Raw genomic sequence first — 20507 nt, 5'->3', positions numbered from 1 at the left:
CGTGCTTAATAGATTCCGCATGCTTGCCGCCTGTGCTTTGACCTTCGCGCTTTGCTGGGTGCCGGGATTTGCGTTTGCTGGGGACGCTGGGGACGGGCCCCAGGTTGCTGCGACCGCTCATGGGCTTTCCTATGGGATTGAGGGTTTTGAGCGGTTGGCCAAGGGGACCGCTCGTGCCATGGAGGGCCAGCCTGAGGGCTACCGGTTTCCCGTTGACGAGGACGTGGACCTTGTAGTGGCGCCCGCTGCCGATCGCGTTGTGGTGTGGATATCGCCCAAGGCAGTCGAGAAGTATGGATTGGATCCGCAGGACAACGAGTGTGTATCGGGTCTCAAGGCCCTTGTCTGTGAGCTCGACAGCGCAAACTGCATGGGAGGTGCGCGGCTAGGGGACGTGGATCTTCCTTGGTATGTCACGGCGGAAACAACGTTTGATGCCGGCGGGTATACCTATGGCTTTGATGTGCGTGGTGCGGATGGGGACCGCTATGTGGTGATTGCATCAGCCTCGGGTGATGCCAAGGGCGGCGCGCGTTGGCTTGATAGCGCTCAAATGGTAGAGGCGTTGTCTGTCGCGTTGCGGGATGAGCAGGGGCCCTTGACCTCTCTGGCTTCCTTTTTGGGCGACATCGACTATCGCCCGTTTTGGGTGTCCGTTAAAACGAGCGGCCTTGCCCTGCTGATCTCCTTTGCGCTGGGCCTGTTCGCCGCGTGGAAGACTATGGGTACCTCGAGTCGCATCAAGGGCCTGCTCGATTCGGTCTTTACGATTCCTATGGTGCTGCCGCCCACGGTCTGCGGCTTTCTGCTCCTCATGCTGTTTGGCCGCTCGACCGGGGTGGGCCAGTGGCTCATCGCGCATGGCATCTCGATTGTCTTTACGTGGCCGGCGGCGGTGATCTCTGCCGTGGTGGTGTCGTTCCCGCTCGTCTATCGTACGGCACTCGGAGCCTTCGAGAGTCTCGACACGCAGATGCTCGACGCCGCGCGAACCTTGGGATGGTCCGAGTGTCGCATCTTTACCAAGCTCATGATGCCGCTCGGCTGGCCCTCGATTGCCGCCGGCACGGTGCTCGCCTTTGCCCGCGCGATGGGCGAGTTTGGCTGCACCCTGTTCTTTGCGGGCAACTACGCCGGTATTACGCAGACCATTCCCATCGCCATCTACTTTGAGTGGATGGGCGGCAACACGTCGGTGGCCCTCTTTTGGGTCGTCGTCGTGATCGTGTTTAGTTTCCTGGTAATCCTGTTCATCAACATGTACACGGCGCATTCGCAAAAGTACCGCGAGCGCGGCCTGTCCCACGCGGAGCGCAAGCAGGCCAAGCAGCTGGGTAGCCAGATCGATTCGCTCGACCCAGTGGGCGGCGATGCGCTGCGTATCGATCGCGAGGCGCTGGCCGAGCTCATGCGCGATGACGCCGTCTCGACGGGAGGTCGATAGGCCATGTCGCTCGTTTTGGATATTAAGAAACGTTATCCCGGGTTTGTGCTCGACATGCATCTTGAGGCCGGCGAGGAGCGCGTGGCACTGCTGGGCGCCTCGGGTTGCGGCAAGAGCTGCACGCTGCGCTGCATTGCCGGTGTGGAGACGCCCGACGAGGGCAAGATCGTCGTCAACGGCGTGACCTTTTTTGACTCGGCCGCGGGCATCGACCTGTCGCCCCAGGAGCGAAAATGCGCCCTACTGTTCCAAAACTATCAGTTGTTTCCCAACATGACGGTGGCCGATAACGTGTGCGCCGGTGTAAAGGATGCGGGCGACGCCGCCGCGCGTAAAAAACTTGCCGAGCGCTACTTGGGAATCTTTGGACTGGCCGACTTTGCCGACCGTTATCCCGCGCGCCTCTCGGGCGGCCAGCAGCAGCGCGTGGCGCTCGCGCGCATGGTGGCGGCACACCCGGGCATCTTTATGTTCGACGAGCCCATGAGCGCACTCGATTCCTATCTTAAGAGCGCGCTCGAACAGAACATGCTTGACCTGTTCGATGTATGCAGCCGCACCGTGCTCTATGTGAGCCACGACATCGACGAAGCGTGCCGCCTGTGCGAGCGCATTTGCGTGATGCATGACGGGCATGTGGAGGAGATCGGCTCCGTCGAGGACGTGGTCCGCCGGCCGCAAACCTTGGCTGCGCTGCGCCTGACGGGCTGCAAGAATACGAGCCGCGCGCGCAAGATCGGGCTTCAGGAAGTTGAGGCCCTGGACTGGGGCATGACCTTCAACGTGGGCCGTGAGGTTCCCGATAACGTGGCGTACCTGGGTATTCGTGCGAGCTACTTCCATGTGGACAACCGTGCCGAGCGGGGTCGCAACAGCTATGATTTGCACGTGGCCCGTGTGAGCGATTCGCGCTTTGAGCGCCTGGTGCTGCTGGATGTGCCGCGTGCCGATGCGCCGACGCGCCTGCAGTGGAAGGTCAACAAAGTGGGCATGCCTGTCGACGAGCTGCCGCAAGCAGGCGAGACGCTGCGCATGCATTTTGATGCCAGCAGGATCCATTTGGTTTGTCGATAGCGCCGGGTAATGCCGTCGGGGGATATAAGCCTCGGCGGCTTTGTTTTTGCCGTTCGCCGAATGAGGAATGACAAATTCTAATCAATCAAGATAATTATTTATTAAACGACGGCACACAACGCTGTCGTACGAATGTCAACGGTGTTCGCATGGTCGATGACCGTTGATATAGTTGATCTTAACTTGTAAAGGAGGGTGCGCACATGCCGCAGACGACATACATTTGCCGCGTTGCCGCGCGTGCCCTATATATCGCTCGGAGCCGCATATGAGCAGGTGTGTTCACGGCTCCGGGAGAGACGACGCACAACTAAATAGTCAACCGCAAAGCAGGTTCCCCAAAATTCCGGGTTTGAGCACGGCAGGGCAATCGCCGCCCGTCGTGCATCGATACCGCTGTTATCCGTTTTTGGTTCGAGAGGGGAACCGTCATGGCTGAAGAATTTGATTTCCATCCGATGTGGGAGAGCCTCGGCATGAATCTTGCCGACCACGACATGCTGCTGGGCGCCGTGGGCCAGATGTACGGCGATATGTTCTTGACGCAGAACAATCGCCCCAAGTCCACGTCCTACCTGGACTTTGTGGCTACCAACATCCACAGCGGCCGTATTAAGGAGATGCTCGACAAGAAGGAGGCCGGCGAGGCCACCAAGATCGTCGGTTCGTTCTGCGTGTACGTGCCCGAGGAGATTGTGCTCGCCTGCGACGGCATTCCCGTGGGCCTGTGCTCGGGTGCCGATTGGGCAACCGATAAGGTCGAGGAGCATCTGCCGCGCAACACCTGCCCGCTTATCAAGAGCTTTGCCGGCTTTAAGCTGGGCGAGGTCTGCCCCTACATTGAGTCGAGTGACTTGGTGGTAGGCGAGAACACCTGCGATGGCAAGAAGAAAGCCTACGAGTTTTTTGCCACGCAAAAGAACATGTACGTCATGGATATTCCCAACGTACACGACGAGTCGACGCTCGTGACCTGGAAGGCCGAGGTCAAGAAGCTCGCCGCCAAGATCGAGGAAGAGTGCGGCGTCACGATTACGTCTGAGCGTCTGAAGGCCGCCATCCACGCCGTCAATGAGAAGCGTCGCGCCCTGCAGCGCCTCGCTGCCACGCGCGCTGCCGACCCTGCGCCCATCAGCGGTCTTGACAGCCTGCTGACCGTTCAGGCCGCCTTTATGGACGACACGCCACGTCTGACCGGAGCCATTAACGATATGGCGGCTGAGTGCGAGCAGCGTGTCGAGGCCGGCGAGGGCGTGGCGCCCAAGGGGACCAAGCGCATTCTGTACACCGGCACGCCCATGGCCGTGCCCAACTGGAAGCTGTTCAACCTCATCGAGAAAGCCGGCGGCGTTGTGGTAGGCGAGGAGTCCTGCACGGGCTCGCGCTACTACAAGGACCTGGTCGACGAGTCCGGTGAGACGGTGGACGAGATGCTCGATGCCATCGCCGAGCGCTACTTTAAGATCAACTGCGCCGTCTTTACGCCCAACGACCAGCGTATGAAGGACATTGTCCAGATGGCCAAGGACCTGCATGCCGACGGCATCGTCGACGTGGCCCTGCAGTTCTGCACGCTCTATGAGATGGAGTCGTTTGCCGTGGAGAAGGCCGCCGAGGAAGCCGGCATTCCGTTTATGCACATCACGACCGACTACGCCGGTGAGGATGCAGGCCAACTGCAAACCAGGATCGAGGCCTTCTTGGAAACCATTTAGGGCTATCCGTCCCGGCGGCTTTCCCAGGCACCCGATCTTGCCGTTCAAACCGTCGTTTGCGTACCAAAGTACGCGGCGCTTCTCTTTCACGGCAACCTCGGGCACCCGGGAAAGCCGTTCCCCCAGGTCGGTTAAAAGGTTTGTTAAGGAGTTATATGTCGGAAAATATTGAGCAGCCGTTGCCGTCCACGTTTGAGGAGTTCAACGAGCAGCGCAAGGCCGCGTTTATTCGCGTTAAGGATTACAAGCAGGCGGGCAATCGTCTTGTCGGGTATCTGTGCAGCTATACGCCGCTCGAGATTATCGATGCCGCGGGCGCCTCGAGCGTGGCTCTGTGTGGTACGTCCGACGAGGTGATTCCCGAGGCCGAGAAGGTGCTGCCGGCAAACCTGTGTCCGCTCATCAAGTCTACGTATGGTTTTGCCTATTCGCAAAAGTGCCCGTTTACGTACTTTAGCGACATGATCATCGGCGAGACCACCTGCGACGGCAAGAAGAAGATGTACGAGCTACTCAACGAGCTCAAGCGCACACACATTCTGCATCTTCCACAGGGTCGCGATCGCGCCTACGAGCGTGAAGGCTGGTACGAGGAATGCCGCCTGCTCAAGGAGGAGCTCGAGAACTTCTACGGCATTACGATTACTGATGACGACCTGCGCGCCGCCGTCCGACGCCGCAACCGTCTGCGTGCGGCACAGCTCGATATGTTCGCGCTGCAGGCCAACCAGCCGGCGGCCATGAGCGGCGTCGACCTGATGAGCACCATGCTCGCCGGCACGTTCAGCTTTGATATCGAGACCTATACGGAGCAGCTGGAGCAAAAGGTCGCCAAGCTGCGCGAGGCCTACGACGCGGGCGAGCGCCCGGTTGCGGCGGATGCCAAGCGCATTCTGATCACCGGTTGCCCGGTGGGCGGCGTGATCAACAAAATCGGCCGCACTATCGAGTCCAACGGCGGCGTGGTCGTGTGCATGGACGACTGCTCGGGCGAGCGCACGGCGGCGATGATGATCGACCCGGATGCGCCCGACATCCTGCGCGCCATCGCCGACCGCTACCTGGACATCAACTGCTCGGTCATGACGCCCAACGACGGTCGTATGGAAAACACGCTGGCCATGTGCGAGAAGTATCATGTCGATGGCGTGGTGGAGAGCGTGCTGCAGGCCTGCCACACCTTTAACGTGGAGAGTGCGCGCATGCAGGAGGCTGTCGAGGGTGCGGGTATTCCGTATATGAAGATCGAGACCGACTACAGCAACGGTGACATGGGCCAGATTGAGACCCGTATCGCCGCCTTTATCGAGACGCTCTAGCTTCCTCAGGCACCGGATCTTGCCCCTCAAACCGTCGCTTGCGTACCAAAGTACGCTACGCTCCTCTTTCGGGGCAACCTCCGGCACCTGAGCAACCTAGAGCTAAGGCGCCTGAACGTGCTGCTGTCTTTGATGTTTAGATTGGGAGAGAGCCATGATAGGGATCGGGATCGATATCGGGTCTACGGCGGCTAAGGCTGCTGTGGTCGACGGGGAGGGTTCATTGGCGTGGACGTGCGTGCAGCCAACCGGGTTCTCCTCGGTCGATGCGGCCGAGCGTCTGCGCGGTGAGCTCGCCGCAGCCGGCTATGACGTGGCGGGCGACGATGCTCGCGTGGTCGCGACTGGCTACGGCCGCATCGCGGTGCCCTATGCACACAAGGTTGTGACCGAGATTACCTGCCACGGCACCGGTGCCGTGCGCCTGTTTGGCGACCATGGCACCGTAATCGACGTGGGCGGTCAGGACACCAAAGTCATTCAGATCAAGGGCGGCCGCGTGGCCAAGTTCGCCATGAACGACAAGTGCGCTGCCGGCACGGGGCGCTTTTTGGAGATCATGGCCGACCGCCTAGGCATTTCCCAGCAGCAGATGGCCGACCTGGCACGTTCCGGCGAGCCTACCAAGATCAGCAGCATGTGCACGGTGTTTGCCGAAAGCGAGGTTATCAGCCTGATCGGTCGCGGTGAGCCGCGCGAGAACATCGCCCGTGGTGTGATCGACAGCGTGGTCTCGCGCGTGGCGACCATGGCCGGGCAGGCGGCGGGTGCTCCGTACTACCTGACGGGAGGCCTGTGCGAGAACGCCTACGTTGTGGAGCGGTTGGGCGAGCTACTGGGGTCGCCGGTGACCACCTCGCCCCAGGCTCGCTTTGCCGGTGCCATCGGCGCGGCGATTCGCGCACAGGCGCGCAATTAATGCATCCGCCTTGGGCTCGCATTCATGCGTATACTGAGAGAAAATGATTGACCGATGAGGGGAGGTATCGATGCCTGACGATCAGATTAAGCTCACGTCTATGACTGCCGCGAGCGGTTGAGCCGCTAAGTTGGCTCCTGGAGCCCTCGCCCAGGTCCTGGGCGACTTACCCAATGTGCATAACGACAACCTGCTCGTGGGGTTCGATACCTCCGACGATGCGAGCGTCTTTCGCGTTGGCGACAACTTGGGCCTCGTGCAGTCCATCGACTTCTTCCCGCCGATGGTCGATGACCCGTTTCTGTTTGGCCAGATCGCCGCGGCCAACTCGCTGTCGGACATCTACGCTATGGGCGGGCGGCCGAGTCATGCCATGAACCTGCTCTGCATACCCAGCTGCCTGGGTGTTGAGGCTGCTGGCCAGATTCTGGCGGGTGGCGCCGACAAGTGCGTCGAGGCTGGCTGCACCATCGCGGGCGGCCACACCATCAACGACGACGAGCCCAAGTACGGCCTGTCCGTGAGCGGCTTTGTCGCGCTCGATCGCATGCTCGCCAACAGCGGCGCGCACGTGGGCGATGTCCTGCTGCTGACCAAGGCGGTCGGCTCGGGCATCATCACCACGGCCATTAAGGGCGAGCTCATTGAGCAGGACGAGGCTAGCCCGATGTTTGACTCGATGCGCACCCTCAACGAGGCACCGATTCGTCTGGCCGAGGGGCTTGAGCTTCACGGTTGCACGGATGTCACAGGCTTTGGCCTGATTGGGCATGCGTGTGAGATGGCCGAGGGCTCGGGTGTGCAGATTGAGCTTGCGTCAGGGGCCGTACCGCTCTTTGACCAGGTGCTCGATATGGCGCGTCTGGGCATTATCCCTGCCGGCGCCTACCGCAACCAGGACTTCTTTGGCCCGCGCGTGGCGGCCGACGATGACCTGGAGCCGGGCATGCTGGATGCGCTGTACGATCCGCAGACCTCGGGCGGCCTGCTCATCGCAGCGCCTGCTGCCGATGTGGATGAGCTCGCCCGCCGCCTGCATGCCGAAGGTCGCGTTGCCGCCACAATCGGCCGCGTGTGCGAGGCGGTGCCGGGTGGTCCTGCCGTTCACGTTGTGCATTAAGGAAAACCGTTTATGCGACCGTCTACTGTTCTGGGCGGTCCCTTTTGAAAGGATTTGCTATGTCTACCAAAATTGAAGTCAATGCCATGGGCGATGCCTGCCCGCTGCCCGTCGTCAAGACGCTCAAAGCTCTGAAGCAGCTTGATGGCGAGGGTGCTGTGGTGACCTCGGTCGACAACGAGACCGCCGTCAAGAACATCTCCAAGATGGCGCAGGAGAAAGGCTGCACGGCCTCGGTCGAGAAGGTTTCTGACGCCGAGTGGCACGTGACCGTGGCGACCTCTGGCGCCGTTGCCGTGGCCGATCCCGAGCAGGATGGCGCTGCCTTCTGTGATGCCAGCGCCGGCAAGGGCAAGCTCGTCATTTCCGTCTACACCGACTGCATGGGCCGTGGCGACGACGTGCTGGGCCACAAGCTCATGAAGGCGTTTATCTTTGCCGTGACGCAGCAGGAGGAGCTGCCCGCGACCATGCTGTTCTACAACGGCGGCGCCAAGCTCACCGTCGAGGGCTCGCCGGTGCTCGACGACCTGAAGGGCCTGGCCGAGCAGGGTGTCGAGATTCTCACCTGCGGTACCTGCCTCGACCACTTTGGCATTAAGGACCAGCTCGCGGTGGGCGAGGTCACGAACATGTACGTGATCGTGGAGAAGATGGAGCAGGCCGTGCGCGTCGTGCGCCCGTAGCGTATTGGTTGGAGTTGCCATGAGGGAGAAGCGCCCGGCGCTTGTCATCACGTTTCCCACCACGGCGTCCGCCATGGGCTGCGAGTCCCTGTGCATTGAGCGCGGCCTTCCCGGGCGAACGATTCCCGTGCCCGGGGAGGTCGCTGCCGGCTGCGGTCTGGCGTGGAAGGCGTTGCCTGCCGATGAGGAACTGCTGCGCGGCGAACTCGCCGAGGCGGGTGTTCCCACCGAGGGCTATACCGTGATTGATATGTGGGAGGTCGTGCGATGATCTACCTGGATAACGCGGCGACGACCATGCATAAGCCGCAGACGGTCATCGATGCCGTGACGCAGGCGATGTGCTCGCTTGGCAATGCCGGGCGCGGCGCCACGTCGGGTGCCCTCGATGCCGCTCGTACGATTCATGGCTGCCGTGCCAAGCTCGCGCGCCTTTTGGGTTGCCCGAGGGCGGACCATGTGTGCTTTACGCCCAACTCCACGGCGGCGCTCAACACCGCCATCAATGGCGTAGTGCGCCCCGGCGACCGCGTGGTCACGACGGTACTCGAGCACAACTCCGTGCTGCGTCCGCTCAACCGCCTGTCGGCTGAGCAGGGCGTGACGGTTGAGCATGCGGGTTGCGACGTGAACGGCGCGCTCGATTACGACGAGCTCGAGCGGCTGGTCACGCCGAGCACACGTGCCGTGGTGGTGACGCACGCCTCCAATGTGACCGGCAACGCGGTCGACATCGCGCGCGTGGCGGCCATGGCCCATGCTGCCGGTGCGCTGGTGATCGTCGATGCCTCGCAATCTGCCGGCACGGCGCATATCGATATGCAGACCATGGGGCTCGACATGGTGTGCTTTACCGGCCACAAGGGGCTCATGGGACCTCAAGGCACCGGCGGCCTGGCCGTGGCGGAGGGCATTGATGTGGCTCCCTGGGCCATGGGCGGCACGGGCGTGCACAGCTTCGATGCGCTGCAGCCGCGGGAGTGGCCCACGCGCCTTGAGGCGGGCACGCTCAACGGTCACGGTATCGCCGGCCTTTCTGCCGGCCTCGACTTTATCGAGGCCCAGGGCGGGGTGGAGGCGATTTCGGCTCACGAGCGCGCGCTCGCCGAACGCTTCCTCGCCGGCGTTCGTGAGATTCCGGAAATCAAGCTCTACGGTGCCTTCGACCAGCCAGCACGCTCGGCGATCGTCTCGCTCAACGTGGGCGATATCGATTCGGCCGAGATCTCGGATGCGCTCATGCAAGGGTGGGGGATTGCGACGCGCCCCGGCGCCCACTGCGCTCCGCTCATGCACCGCGCGTTGGGGACCGAGCGCCAGGGTGTCGTTCGCTTCTCGTTTGGGTATTTCAACACAGACGAGGAAGTTGACGCCGCGATTGAAGCTTTGCGCGATTTAGCTTGCTAAAGCGTATATACTTGCGGGACGGGTCTTTTGCCCGTCCCGTTTTTGTTTTGACTCGAAAGGTGGTCCCATGGCTTCATCCGCTCCGCGCGGTCTGCGCTCCGACCATGTCGTCACCGTCGGTATCGCCCTGTTCTCGATGCTCTTTGGCGCCGGCAACCTCATTATTCCGCCGCTGCTGGCGCTGCAGGCAGGTTCTGCCACGCCGGTCGCCATGCTTGGCTTTCTCATCGCCGCCATCGGCTTGCCCGTTATGGGCTTTATCGCCGTGGCACTTGCCGGAACGGCGCGCGAGCTTGCCGGCCGCGTGCACCCCAAATTTGGCGAGTTCTTTGTCGCGGCGGTGTATCTGGCTATCGGCCCGTGCCTGGCCATTCCGCGCACGAGCTCCACGGCCTTCGAGATGCTGGTGCCGCTGCTGCCCGAGGGCGTCTCGCTCGCCACGGCTCGCCTGGTGTTTGCCGTCGGGTTCTTTATCGTCGCATTTGCGCTCACGCTGCGTCCCGGCGTCATCACGCGCGTACTCGGCCGCATTACGGGCCCCGCGCTCATCGCCCTTATCGTATTGGTCGTGGGCGCTGCCGTGGTCTCGCCGCTGGGTCCCGCTGCCGCGCCACAGGCTCCCTATAATGCCGGTGCTGCCGTGCAGGGCTTTTTGACCGGCTATCAGACCATGGACCTGCTCGCGTCGCTCGCCTTTGGCATCATCATCGCCGAGACCATTCATGAGCTGGGCGTTACCGATGACAAGCGTGTGGCCTTCGAGATTTCGCGCTCCGGTGTGATCGCCGGCGTGCTCATGGCCGTCATCTATTGCGGCTTGGCCCTTGCCGGTATGCAGCTCGGCACCGTGATGCCCGACGCCACCAACGGCGCTGCAATCCTTGCTCGCTCGGCCTCCATGCATTTTGGGCTTGCCGGCACGGTCGTGGTCTTTGCGATCTTTTTCCTTGCCTGCATGAACGTGTGCATCGGCCTCATCAGCTGCTGCTCGCGTTACTTCTGCGAGACGTATGTGGTCGAAGGGGGAGCGGGGGCCTCCGAGGAGGCCATGCGCCGTCCCTTTGCGATTCTCGCCTTTGTGTTCGCGGCGTTTTCGTGCGTGCTTTCCAACGTGGGCCTCGATGTGATTCTTATGTTCTCGGTGCCCATGCTCAACGCCTTGTATCCCGTCGCCATCGTGCTGGTGCTGATGGGCCTGGTGCACGGTTTTTGCGACGCACGTCCGCAGGTGTGGGTTTGGGTCGGCGGTGTGGTCGCGGTGCAGAGCGTGATCACCTCGGTTCGCGATGCGTTCTTTGCGGGCGCGTGGCTGCCGTTCGATGTGCTGCCGCTGGCGGATATCGGTGCCGCGTGGGCGCCGGTTGCCGTGGTTGCCTTTGTGATCGGTCTGCTCCATAGTCGTTTTGTCGCACATTCGAGGAGCTAAGGCATCAATGCTTGCACAGGCGGGGAGTCTCCCCTATAATTTCCTTCGCTTTGGGACACGCAAGGTTTAGACCTTAGCTGCTCAACACCTTCGGGACGTGGCGCAGTTTGGTAGCGCGCCTGCTTTGGGAGCAGGATGTCGCAGGTTCAAATCCTGTCGTCCCGACCATATCTTGCGGGCGTAGTTCAATGGTAGAACCCCAGCCTTCCAAGCTGATGACGCGGGTTCGATTCCCGTCGCCCGCTCCATAGGATAGATGAATGGCTCTGATTCCTTTTGGGACCAGAGCCATTTTCATATACATGCCGGGGATCCCACATCCCCTCCTAAGTTGCGGTGAAATACGGACTGTTTTTCGGCTTATATGGCCCATGTAGTCCGTATTTCACCGCAACTATTTGTAAGGTTGGATTTTGATGCCGTTGGGAGGGTCGTAGCGACCGTCTACCGAGAGTGGAAATATTTTTTGAAGCCTTGACCTGCGACGTCAAGCTTTTGGTCAGCTTTTGGCAAGGTCTGCGGACGGAAGCATGCGATAGCGTAATAGTATTCTCTCCGCCGTGACGGTTATGGGGTTGGCCATGCTCGATAAAGGCAAACATTTTCCGCAGTCATATGCAAGGATGCTATTCTCGGCACTTGGAATTCATCAAGATGGACAGCTGCTTATAACAATTGATCCTTGGGATGAACGCCGTGCGCGCGAGCTTATGCAGGAAGAGCTCATGCTTCGTCTTTACAACCATGTTTATGCGGATCCGGTCTATTGGAATAATCTTGGGGTTGAAGATCGCATCTTTCAGCTGGCATCCGCTATTGCGGTCGTTGAACCGGATGCTGTGTTTTGCGGATCGACGGCAGCGCTGCTCTACGGCATCGGCTCGGCGTACACGCTTCTGGATAAAGTGCAAGTGCTGCTGCCACGGTCTACAAGGCGTGATACGTATGAGTTCGTTGAATATAAGCGCTGGCGGGCGGGCGAAGTGTGGCGGCTCGGTCTGTTTACGCTGACGGATCCGTATCGAACGGTTGTTGATATCGCCCGAACGAGCGCCTTTCGCTATGCGCTAGGCTATGTCGATGGCTTGGCCCGTGAGTACGATGTCGAACGCGAAGAGCTGCGAGCATATGCGCAGACAAATTGCCGAGGGTTGCATGGCATCGCGCGTGCTTTTGACGTTTTAGAGCATATGGACGGCAGGTCAGACAATGGCGGCGAGTCCGAGGCGAGAGCAGCGATGATTCTCGCTGGGGTTGCCGCGCCTGAGCTTCAAGTTGAGATAACGCGACCGGGAAACGCTGGCTATTATCTAGCAGATTATGGCTGGCAGATGCCAGACGGCTCATGGACGCTGGCAGAGCTGCATAGGCTAGGTAAGTTTGAAGACGAAGCTCAAAATGATCCAGAGCAAGTGGCGGCAAAAACCTATCGAGCGGCCCTTATGCGCGACGCGAACCTTCGCGCCATGGGCCACAACGTCATTCATTTCAAACTCTCGGACACCTACGACGTAGAATCGTTCGGTGCCATGATGCGCGGTTACGGCATTCCGACAACAAAACCCTACGCTGACCCCCGATAGCGAAATCGTTCGCAGCCAACCTTCAATAAGTTGCGGTGAAATACGGACTATTGAGGCCTTTAAAGGCATGAAATAGTCCGTATTTCACCGCAACCTAGGTAGGGGATGAGGCTGAGGGGCGGGCGATGTCGTTGCCTGCCGGTTAGTGGCGACCGTGGTGGCGGAGCTTGTCGATGGTGGCGTCGGTGCTGTGGCCGCGGGCGTCGGTGGCGGTTTGGCGTTTACGGCGGTAGTCGATCATGCCTTGGATGATGGGCTTGCCAAAGCTCACGACATCATCGTTGTAGATGGCGGTTCGGGCTGCGAGGAGGCAGTCGGAAAAGTCCATATGGGTCTTGCCAAAGAGTTTGACGGCAAGGGCGACAACGGTGGGCTCGTCGACCATGACGTCATCGAGCAGCCTTTTCATGGCCGCAGCAATCTCAACGCGGGGAACCTTATAGACGTCGCGCAGCGTGACCACGACGCGCGTGATGATTTCGGGGTAGACGCGAGCAGTGCGCGTGGCGATGACCTTGGCGGCGCGCGGTGACAGAACTTCGTCGTCGTCAAGCAGGTAGCGTAGGATGACGGTCTCGTCGATGATGGTGCTACTCATGGATATCTACTTCCTCGGGACCCAAAATCGAATCGTCGCTTTCTGTGGCAAGGTATTCAATCCAGGCATTGCGCTCCTCGGAGCGGCGATTGGGATCTCCATATGCTTTGAGCGATCCATAGGCGGCGGTGCCGTCCTTTGAGCGCACGGCGACCGGCTGAAAGGGGAGCTTGCGCATCAAAATGCTCTGCGCGACAAAAAGGCGCACGGCCTCGGCGAGCGATGTGCCCATGGCGTCGTAGAGACGCTCGGCATGCTGCTTGTCTTCCTCGCGAATGCGCACCTGCAGGATGGCTCGTTTTTGAGTCGATGACATCACTGGCCTCCCTTAATAAGCGTGCAATTTGAATAGTCAAATACAGCATCGGCTAATAATAGTCAATCTTACAACCACTACTTTATTGCACTAGAGTAATTGAGTGTAAACGATATTACAAACGTACTACATCCTTCAGAAATGGCGCAAAATCTCTCTCGGACGTACGCGTGTAATACACTCGCCTTTATATCCTATCGAGAATAATCCTAACCTGCCAAAACCCCTGCAATACACCCGTATTGCAGGGGTTACGCTCAAGTTTGCCCCCTGCAACTGCGTATATTCAACCTGTATACCGTTGGAGAAATTCTATCGAGTGCCTGTTTCGCCGCATGTATTCGATACGTCGATGCCAGGCTACGGGCGGCCTGGGGCAATGTCGACAGGGTCTCTCCGGCATGGGATTCAGGAGGGAGTGAACAACATGGGCAATAAACGAGTCGTAGCCGATTCCTCGCGCTGCATTGGGTGTCAAACCTGCATGGCGGCGTGTATCGAGGCACACGACACCCCCGGCAACATCGCCGCGCCGCGCCTGCGCGTGACGCGTACGTACGAGATCTCCGCACCGGTGGCTTGCCATCACTGCGAGGATGCCCCGTGCGCCAAGGCCTGCCCCACGGGCGCCTTGTTCTTTGATCCAAAGAACCATCGTATCGGCGTCAACGAGGACAACTGCATCGGCTGCAAGAGCTGCGTCATGGCCTGCCCCTTTGGCGCCGTGAGCGTGGCGACCACGCAGGTCCCCGTCTTGATGGGCGACGTGCGCGTGGGTTCGCAGACCAAGAGCTTCGTGCTCAAGTGCGACCTGTGCGTGGACCGTCCCGGCGGTCCGGCGTGTGCCGAGGCGTGCCCGACCAAGGGCCTCACCCTGGTAGACGAGGAGCGCCTGGCGGAACTGACCGCCGAGCGTGCCCGCGCCACCATCGAAAACGAGGCGTAGGCGGGCGGCTATATAGGCCCAACGATTGTCAAATACGTACCGATTAATCGGTAGCAGAGAAAGGAAGGAGGGTGTCATGGAGAAGCATAAAGTGATCTGCCCGTACTGCGGCGCCGGTTGCCAGTTTAACCTCCTGGTCCAAAACGGCCAGGTCGTGGGTACCGAACCGCTCAACGGCATTACCAATCAGGGCGAGCTGTGCCTTAAGGGCATGAGCGGCTACGACTTCATCAACGACACCAAGATCTTGACTCCTCGCGTACTGCACCCGATGATCCGCCGCACCAAGGGCGCGGATCTTGAGCGCGTAAGCTGGGACGAGGCGCTGGATTTCACCGCATCTAAGATGCAGGCCATAATTGACGAATATGGTCCTAACGCTGTCATGACCACCGGCTCTTCGCGAGGCGGCGGCAATGAAGCGAACTACGTCATGCAGAAGTTTACGCGTGCGTGCATCGGCACCCACAGCGTGGACAACTGCGCCCGTACTTGACACGGCCCTACTGTCCTCGGTCTGATGGACACGGTTGGTTCAGGTTGCATGTCATGCTCCATCCCCGGTATGGAGGATGCGGGCTGCATTTTCCTCTTCGGCTATAACCCTGCCGATTCGCACCCCATCGTCGCAAGGCGCATCGTGCGAGCCAAAGAAAAGGGTTGCAAGATCATCGTCGCCGACCCGCGCCATATCGAAACCGCGCGTATCGCCGATATCTACCTTCCGATCAAGAACGGTTGCAACGTCGCGTTCCTCAACGCCTTTGCTAACTGTCTTGTCAACGATGGCCTCTACGACAAGGAATTCGTCGCCGAGCATACGAACGGCTTTGACGAGTGGTGGGAGACCATCAAGAACTACACTCCCGAATCCGTACAGGACATCACGGGTGTCGAGCCCGCGCTGATCCACCAAGCTGCCGAGATGTACGCCACGGCGAAGCCCTCTGCCATCATTGGCTGGGGCATGGGCGTATGTCAGCAGAAGCAGAACCTGAAGACGGTGCACACCATCGCCTCCATCGCCTGCGTTGCCGGCCAGATCGGCAAACCCAATTCCGGCCTCGCGCCCGTGCGCGGTCAGAACAACGTCCAGGGCTCCTGCGATATGGGTATGCTGCCCAACCTGTACCCTGGCTACCAGAAAGTCACCGACCCCGCCGCTCGCGCCAAGTTTGCCAAGGCTTGGGGCGTGCCCGAGGAAAAGCTCCCGCTCGAGGAGGGCTACAAGCTCACCGACCTGGGCCACCTGGTCGACGAGGGCAAGGTGCACTGCTTCTACAACTACGGCGAGGACCCGGTGCAGACCGAGCCCGATTCGGCCGGTATGCGCAAGACGCTCTCCGAGCTGGACCTGTTCATTTGCCAGGACATCTTTATGACGCAGACGACCATGCTCGCCGACGTCATCCTGCCCGCTACCTCTTGGGGCGAGCACGAGGGTGTCTTTACCGCATCCGACCGTAGCTTCCAGCACTTTGACGCGGCCGTTCCGCCCAAGGGCGAGTGCCGCCACGACTGGGAGATCTTCGCGGACCTGTCCACGCGCATGGGCTATCCCATGCACTACGACAACACCGAGCAGATCTGGAACGAGTGCATTAGCCTGTGCCCCAACTTTGTGGGCGCGACCTACGAGAAGATGGCTCCCGAGGGCGGCTACGCCCAGTGGCCCGTCAAGAGCACCGATGTGAATGACCACGGTACGGCCGACATGTTCGCAGGTGGCAAGTTCACCACCAAGGACGGCCGCGCCAACCTGATGGCGCACGACTGGGAGGCGCCCTCCGAGCTTCCCGACGATGAGTACCCGCTCATCCTGTGCACCGTCCGCGAGGTCGGCCACTACAGCTGCCGCTCGATGACCGGCAACTGTAAGACGCTGGCGCTGCTCTCCGACGAGCCCGGCTTTGTCCGCATGAATCCCGCGGACGCCCAGGCACGCGGCATCAAGAATGGCGACATCGTCTCGATCCACAGCCGCCGCGGCCAGGTATACAGCCGCGCCGACGTGAGCGACCGCATCAACAAGGGCACGGTCTATATGACCTACCAGTGGTGGATCGGCAAGTGCAACGAGCTGACCATGCACAAGGTCGACCCGGTCTCGCATACGCCCGAGGACAAGTTCTCCGCCTGCCAGGTCGACGCTATCGCCGACCAGGTCTGGGCCGAGGGCGAGGTCGAGCGTCAGTACACCGAGCTCAAGCAGGCTCTGGTGGACGCCGCCGCTCCCCAGGACGTTGAGCCTGGCGCCGCCAAGTTCGACGACGAGACGCACGTGAATCAAATCGTGTAGTCCCGTTCTCGTTGGCTTTTTGGGCCGGGCGTCCCGTACGTTCGGGAGCCCGGCCCGTTATTTTGAAAGGAAGTGGGGATGAACCGCTTCATCGACATCAACCCGGAGAGGTGCATCGGTTGCGGAACATGCCAGTCCGCCTGTGCCGACGCCCACCGGATGCAGGGTCTTCAGGATACGCCGCGCCTGGCGCTCGTGAAGACCGGCGGTATTTCGGCCGCCCTTGCCTGCCACCATTGCGAGGGTGCCCCCTGCGCCGAGGTCTGCCCGGTGAATGCCATCGAGCACGATGGCGATCGCATCCACGTCAAGGAGCAGGAGTGCATCGGGTGCAGGCTGTGCGCCATCGCGTGCCCCTTCGGAGCCATCCATCCCGATGGCACGTCTATCGCCGGTGTCGCAGGCATGTGCGACCCGACGCCTTCGTATCCTAAGTCCCTGAGCAGCCTGCTTACGTGGGCTCCCGGCCAGTACACCTGCGCTGTTAAGTGCGACCTGTGCGCCTTCGATCCGGACGGTCCGCATTGTGTGGCGGCGTGCCCCACCAAGGCGCTGACCGTCATGGGCGGCGCGGCCGATCGCGAGCTCGACGAGGCCAAGCGCCTGCGCTCGATCGAAAACGGTCCGGTCGTCGACGTTACCGCTGTGGCCCAGGGTCTGTCCGAGAAAGCAGAAGGGAGCGTAAACAATGGATAGCATGACGCTGTTTATCGCATCGCTTGCCGTCTCGTGCATCGGTGCGCTCGCCTCGGTTCTGCTGATTAAGGCCGACAACGCCGCCAAGACCGCCGGCTGCCTGATCGGCGCCGTCGCGGCCGTGCTGTCGTTCATCGCGGGCCTCGAGGCCGTGCTTGGCGACGTTTCGTCCCTCAACACGGTCTTCTTCTTCCCGTTCGCCCGTCTCGAGCTCTTGCTCAACGGCCTTGCGGGCCTGATCGTGGTCCTCATCTCGATTCTCGCCTTTGCGGGCTTCATCTACGGTCTGTCCTACTTCGACGAGTACCCGGGCAAGGTCGGGCGCGCCGGCTTCTTTATGAACACCTTCGTCGCCTCGATGATGCTCGTCATCACCGCCGACAACGTGTTCTGGTTCCTGGTCGCCTTTGAGCTCATGTCCCTTACGAGCTACTTCCTTGTCGTTATCGAGGAGAACAAGAACTCCATTAGGGGCGGTTGGCTCTACTTCGTCATCGCGCACGTCGGCTTCGTTCTCATCATGGCGAGCTTCCTGCTCATGACCAACGGCGTGGGCGGTTCCTTCAGCTTCAGTGATTTCCGTACGCATGACTTTGGACCCGCCGTCTCCTCCGCGTGCTTCGTCCTCGCGTTCTTCGGATTTGGCGCGAAGGCCGGTATCATTCCGCTGCACTCCTGGCTGCCCCAGGCGCACCCCGAGGCGCCGTCCAACGTGTCCGCCCTCATGTCCGGCGGCATGATCAAGATCGGCATCCTGGGAATCCTCAAGGTCGGTCTCGACCTGCTCGCGGGTTCGGGCGTCCAGCTCTGGTGGGGCCTCATGGTCCTGGTCTTCGGATCCATCTCGTCGGTCCTGGGTGTCGTCTACGCCCTCCACGAGCACGACATCAAGCGCCTGCTTGCCTATCACTCCGTCGAGAACATCGGCATCATCTTGCTCGGTGTCGGCGCGTCCATGACGGCGCACGCCCTGGGCAACGACGTCATCGCGACGATCGCGCTCATGGCCGCCCTCTACCACACGCTCAACCACGCCATGTTCAAGGGTGAGCTGTTCCTCGGCGCGGGCTCCCTGCTCTATGCCACGGGTACGCGCAACATGGAGAAGATGGGCGGTCTGTTCCGCCGCATGCCGGTCACGGCCGTCTGCTTCCTCATCGGTGCCCTTGCCATCTCGGCCATCCCGCCGCTCAACGGCTTCGTTTCCGAGTGGTTCACCTACCAGTCCCTGTTCAACATCTCGACGCTCTCCGACCCGGTCGTCATGGTGTTCGCCGTCGCCTCCGCTGCCGCCCTCGCCATCACCGGTGCCCTGGCCGTCACGTGCTTCGTGAAGGCCTACGGCGTCTCGTTCGCGAGCAGCCCTCGTTCCCAGGAGGCCGCGAACGCCAAGGAGTCCCCGGCTCCGATGTTGTTCTCGCAGATGCTCCTCGCGGCCATCTGCGTGGTACTGGGAATCGGCTCCCCGGTCATCGCCCCGGTTCTGGGCGACGTCGCCCAGAGCGTGCTTGCCGGCTACGCCGTCACAGCCACCTCGGGCGTGTCTCTCGTGAACGAGATTTCCGGTGCCGCCACCTCCACCCCCGCGATCGCCATCGCGCTCGTGGTCCTCACCGGCCTCGCGTTCGCGTTGAGGTCCTGCCTCGGCGCCAAGGCCCCCGCTAAGAAGACCGACCCTTGGGCGTGCGGCTACGAGCCCAACGAGCACATGCCCGTCGTCGCCACGAGCTTCGCGTCCGACGTCGAACTCTTCATGGGCCCGCTCTACACCCTGCGCGAGGTATGCACCAAGATCTGCTGGTCCATCGCGCACGTGTTCCAGAAGCTCACCGGTGTCGCCCAGGGCGTCGAGCCCCTGCCCGACCGTTTCCTGGTCGATGCACCGAGCGAGGGTGCCGACAAGCTGGCCGGCCTCGCCTCCAAGATCGAGGGCGGCAACTACTCCGTATACATCTGCTACATCGTCGCGGCGCTCGTGGTCTTCCTCGTGCTCGCCGTGGTCATGGTCTAGAGAGGGGAGAGGATATTATGAACATCGTTCTTGCGATGGCGCAGGGCCTCGTGGTCATGCTGGTCGCGCCCTTCTTCTCCGGCCTCGCCCGTGTGATTCGCGCGAAGATGCACAATCGCCGCGGTCCGTCCATCCTTCAGGATTACCGGGACCTCGCGAAGCTCATGGCGCGTCCCGAGTCCGTGAGTTCCGACTCGAGCTTCGTGCTGCGCATCATGCCGCCGCTGTTCCTCGCGGTGTCGTTTATGCTCGCCATGGGCCTGCCCATGTTCACGCTCCAGAGCCCCATGCCCGTCTTTGGTGACGCCATCACCATCATGTACGCGCTCGCGCTGTCCCGCTTCTTCTTCGCGCTGTCCGGCGTGGATTCCTCCAACGCCTACGCGGGCTTCGGCGGTATCCGCGAGCTCCTCATGAGCGTGCTCATCGAGCCGTCCATGCTCATCGCGCTGTTCACCGTCGCCATCGTGTGCGGCTCCACGGACATTGCGACCATGGGTCAGCACATCGTTACGGGCAACGTCTCGAGCGTCGTCGCCGTTATCCTCGCCGGCGTCGCCTTCGCGGCCGCCTGTTACATGGAGCTCGGCAAGCTTCCGTTCGATCAGGCCGAAGCCGAGCAGGAGCTCCAGGAGGGCCCGCTCGCCGAGCTCTCCGGCCCGTCCCTGGCCATGATGAAGCTCGCCATGGGCATGAAGCAGGTCGTGGTCGTCGCTTGGTTCACCTCCATCTTCATCCCCTGGGGAGAGCCCGCGACCATCGGTGTCACCGCTCTCGTGGGTGCCGTCGTCTTCCTCGTCAAGTGCCTGGTCGATTTCGTCGTCTGCGGCGTGCTCGAGAACTCCGTTTCCCGTTCGCGCTTCAAGGTGCTCGGTAACCAGACCTGGGCCGTCGTCGGCATCGCGGTCCTCGCGTTCGTCTTCGTCGTCGTAGGCGTGTAGGGAGAAG

General features: G+C 61.1%; 18 protein-coding genes and 2 tRNA genes. 18 read left to right on the top strand and 2 right to left on the bottom strand.

All coding sequences use genetic code 11. The annotated features are described in order from the left end of the window. Window position 1: 1 nt before the first annotated feature. The 13 genes from modB (at window position 2) to DW195_RS06225 (ending at window position 12693) form a co-directional block, all read left to right on the top strand. Window positions 2-1444 (top strand): molybdate ABC transporter permease subunit, encoded by a 1443-nt coding sequence (gene modB / locus DW195_RS06285; protein WP_233540830.1) that lies wholly within the window; start codon window positions 2-4, stop codon window positions 1442-1444. Window positions 1445-1447: 3 nt separating this feature from the next. Continuing rightward, complete coding sequence (locus tag DW195_RS06280) at window positions 1448-2518, top strand: sulfate/molybdate ABC transporter ATP-binding protein (protein WP_118065242.1); 1071 nt, start codon at window positions 1448-1450, stop codon at window positions 2516-2518. A gap of 431 nt (window positions 2519-2949) precedes the next feature. Next, window positions 2950-4233, top strand: coding sequence for a double-cubane-cluster-containing anaerobic reductase (locus DW195_RS06275; protein ID WP_118206192.1), 1284 nt, complete (start codon window positions 2950-2952; stop codon window positions 4231-4233). 155 nt (window positions 4234-4388) lie between these two features. Then, window positions 4389-5552, top strand: coding sequence for a double-cubane-cluster-containing anaerobic reductase (locus tag DW195_RS06270; protein ID WP_118206191.1), 1164 nt, complete (start codon window positions 4389-4391; stop codon window positions 5550-5552). 154 nt (window positions 5553-5706) lie between these two features. Continuing rightward, a complete protein-coding gene (locus tag DW195_RS06265) occupies window positions 5707-6471 on the top strand; it encodes an acyl-CoA dehydratase activase (protein ID WP_118206190.1) in 765 nt (254 codons plus the stop codon). A gap of 70 nt (window positions 6472-6541) precedes the next feature. Next, entirely contained in the window at window positions 6542-7591 is a 1050-nt protein-coding gene (gene selD / locus DW195_RS06260) for a selenide, water dikinase SelD (RefSeq protein ID WP_118206189.1), read from the top strand. Between the two features lie 59 nt (window positions 7592-7650). After that, complete coding sequence (yedF, locus tag DW195_RS06255) at window positions 7651-8277, top strand: sulfurtransferase-like selenium metabolism protein YedF (protein WP_118206188.1); 627 nt, start codon at window positions 7651-7653, stop codon at window positions 8275-8277. Between the two features lie 19 nt (window positions 8278-8296). Then, on the top strand, window positions 8297-8548 hold the full coding sequence (locus DW195_RS06250) for a DUF3343 domain-containing protein (RefSeq protein WP_118206187.1): 252 nt from the start codon (window positions 8297-8299) through the stop codon (window positions 8546-8548). Beyond that, window positions 8545-9684: an aminotransferase class V-fold PLP-dependent enzyme gene (locus DW195_RS06245; RefSeq protein ID WP_118206186.1), complete on the top strand. Its 1140-nt coding sequence runs from the start codon at window positions 8545-8547 to the stop codon at window positions 9682-9684. Before DW195_RS06250 ends, DW195_RS06245 begins: the two co-directional genes overlap by 4 nt. A gap of 67 nt (window positions 9685-9751) precedes the next feature. Further along, complete coding sequence (gene brnQ / locus DW195_RS06240) at window positions 9752-11110, top strand: branched-chain amino acid transport system II carrier protein (RefSeq protein ID WP_118206185.1); 1359 nt, start codon at window positions 9752-9754, stop codon at window positions 11108-11110. A gap of 91 nt (window positions 11111-11201) precedes the next feature. Next, window positions 11202-11278: transfer RNA gene (locus DW195_RS06235), tRNA-Pro, on the top strand. 6 nt (window positions 11279-11284) lie between these two features. Further along, window positions 11285-11358, top strand: a tRNA-Gly gene (locus DW195_RS06230). 333 nt (window positions 11359-11691) lie between these two features. Next, window positions 11692-12693, top strand: a complete 1002-nt coding sequence (locus tag DW195_RS06225) for a hypothetical protein (RefSeq protein ID WP_118206184.1) — start codon at window positions 11692-11694, stop codon at window positions 12691-12693. A 142-nt stretch (window positions 12694-12835) separates the two neighbouring features. On the opposite strand, the gene DW195_RS06220 is transcribed toward DW195_RS06225, so the two are convergent. Next, entirely contained in the window at window positions 12836-13291 is a 456-nt protein-coding gene (locus DW195_RS06220) for a PIN domain-containing protein (RefSeq protein ID WP_199576325.1), read from the bottom strand. Continuing rightward, complete coding sequence (locus DW195_RS06215) at window positions 13284-13607, bottom strand: type II toxin-antitoxin system RelB/DinJ family antitoxin (RefSeq protein ID WP_117765829.1); 324 nt, start codon at window positions 13605-13607, stop codon at window positions 13284-13286. The genes DW195_RS06220 and DW195_RS06215 overlap by 8 nt, the downstream gene beginning before the upstream one ends. 427 nt (window positions 13608-14034) lie before the next feature. On the opposite strand from DW195_RS06215, the gene DW195_RS06210 reads away from it, so the two are divergent. The 5 genes from DW195_RS06210 (at window position 14035) to DW195_RS06190 (ending at window position 20500) form a co-directional block, all read left to right on the top strand. Continuing rightward, window positions 14035-14553, top strand: coding sequence for a 4Fe-4S dicluster domain-containing protein (locus DW195_RS06210; RefSeq protein WP_233540829.1), 519 nt, complete (start codon window positions 14035-14037; stop codon window positions 14551-14553). Between the two features lie 76 nt (window positions 14554-14629). Further along, complete coding sequence (gene fdhF / locus DW195_RS06205; RefSeq protein WP_118206183.1) at window positions 14630-16852, top strand: formate dehydrogenase subunit alpha; 2223 nt, start codon at window positions 14630-14632, stop codon at window positions 16850-16852. Window positions 16853-16930: 78 nt separating this feature from the next. Then, on the top strand, window positions 16931-17548 hold the full coding sequence (locus DW195_RS06200; protein ID WP_022095203.1) for a 4Fe-4S dicluster domain-containing protein: 618 nt from the start codon (window positions 16931-16933) through the stop codon (window positions 17546-17548). Next, the gene (gene hyfB, locus DW195_RS06195; protein ID WP_118206182.1) at window positions 17541-19559 is read left to right on the top strand and encodes a hydrogenase 4 subunit B; all 2019 of its coding nucleotides are present in this window, start codon (window positions 17541-17543) and stop codon (window positions 19557-19559) included. The genes DW195_RS06200 and hyfB overlap by 8 nt, the downstream gene beginning before the upstream one ends. Window positions 19560-19576: 17 nt before the next feature. Further along, window positions 19577-20500 carry a respiratory chain complex I subunit 1 family protein gene (locus DW195_RS06190; RefSeq protein ID WP_006234113.1) on the top strand — a complete coding sequence of 308 codons (924 nt, stop codon included), beginning with the start codon at window positions 19577-19579 and terminating at the stop codon, window positions 20498-20500. Window positions 20501-20507 lie beyond the last annotated feature (7 nt).

The organism is Collinsella sp. AM17-1, from assembly GCF_003470665.1.
Classification (GTDB): domain Bacteria; phylum Actinomycetota; class Coriobacteriia; order Coriobacteriales; family Coriobacteriaceae; genus Collinsella.
Note: the sequence above shows the minus strand (reverse complement) of the source record. Positions and strands in the feature narration are given on the sequence as shown.

Bases quoted from the DNA above. Each gene is read 5' to 3' on its own strand.
- DW195_RS06280 (WP_118065242.1), top strand. From the start codon at position 1,448: ATGTCGCTCGTTTTGGATATTAAGAAACGTTATCCCGGGTTTGTGCTC.
- DW195_RS06275 (WP_118206192.1), top strand. From the start codon at position 2,950: ATGGCTGAAGAATTTGATTTCCATCCGATGTGGGAGAGCCTCGGCATG.
- DW195_RS06270 (WP_118206191.1), top strand. From the start codon at position 4,389: ATGTCGGAAAATATTGAGCAGCCGTTGCCGTCCACGTTTGAGGAGTTC.
- DW195_RS06265 (WP_118206190.1), top strand. From the start codon at position 5,707: ATGATAGGGATCGGGATCGATATCGGGTCTACGGCGGCTAAGGCTGCT.
- yedF (WP_118206188.1), top strand. From the start codon at position 7,651: ATGTCTACCAAAATTGAAGTCAATGCCATGGGCGATGCCTGCCCGCTG.
- DW195_RS06250 (WP_118206187.1), top strand. From the start codon at position 8,297: ATGAGGGAGAAGCGCCCGGCGCTTGTCATCACGTTTCCCACCACGGCG.
- DW195_RS06245 (WP_118206186.1), top strand. From the start codon at position 8,545: ATGATCTACCTGGATAACGCGGCGACGACCATGCATAAGCCGCAGACG.
- brnQ (WP_118206185.1), top strand. From the start codon at position 9,752: ATGGCTTCATCCGCTCCGCGCGGTCTGCGCTCCGACCATGTCGTCACC.
- DW195_RS06225 (WP_118206184.1), top strand. From the start codon at position 11,692: ATGCTCGATAAAGGCAAACATTTTCCGCAGTCATATGCAAGGATGCTA.
- DW195_RS06220 (WP_199576325.1), bottom strand. From the start codon at position 13,291: ATGAGTAGCACCATCATCGACGAGACCGTCATCCTACGCTACCTGCTT.
- DW195_RS06215 (WP_117765829.1), bottom strand. From the start codon at position 13,607: ATGTCATCGACTCAAAAACGAGCCATCCTGCAGGTGCGCATTCGCGAG.
- DW195_RS06210 (WP_233540829.1), top strand. From the start codon at position 14,035: ATGGGCAATAAACGAGTCGTAGCCGATTCCTCGCGCTGCATTGGGTGT.
- DW195_RS06200 (WP_022095203.1), top strand. From the start codon at position 16,931: ATGAACCGCTTCATCGACATCAACCCGGAGAGGTGCATCGGTTGCGGA.
- hyfB (WP_118206182.1), top strand. From the start codon at position 17,541: ATGGATAGCATGACGCTGTTTATCGCATCGCTTGCCGTCTCGTGCATC.
- DW195_RS06190 (WP_006234113.1), top strand. From the start codon at position 19,577: ATGAACATCGTTCTTGCGATGGCGCAGGGCCTCGTGGTCATGCTGGTC.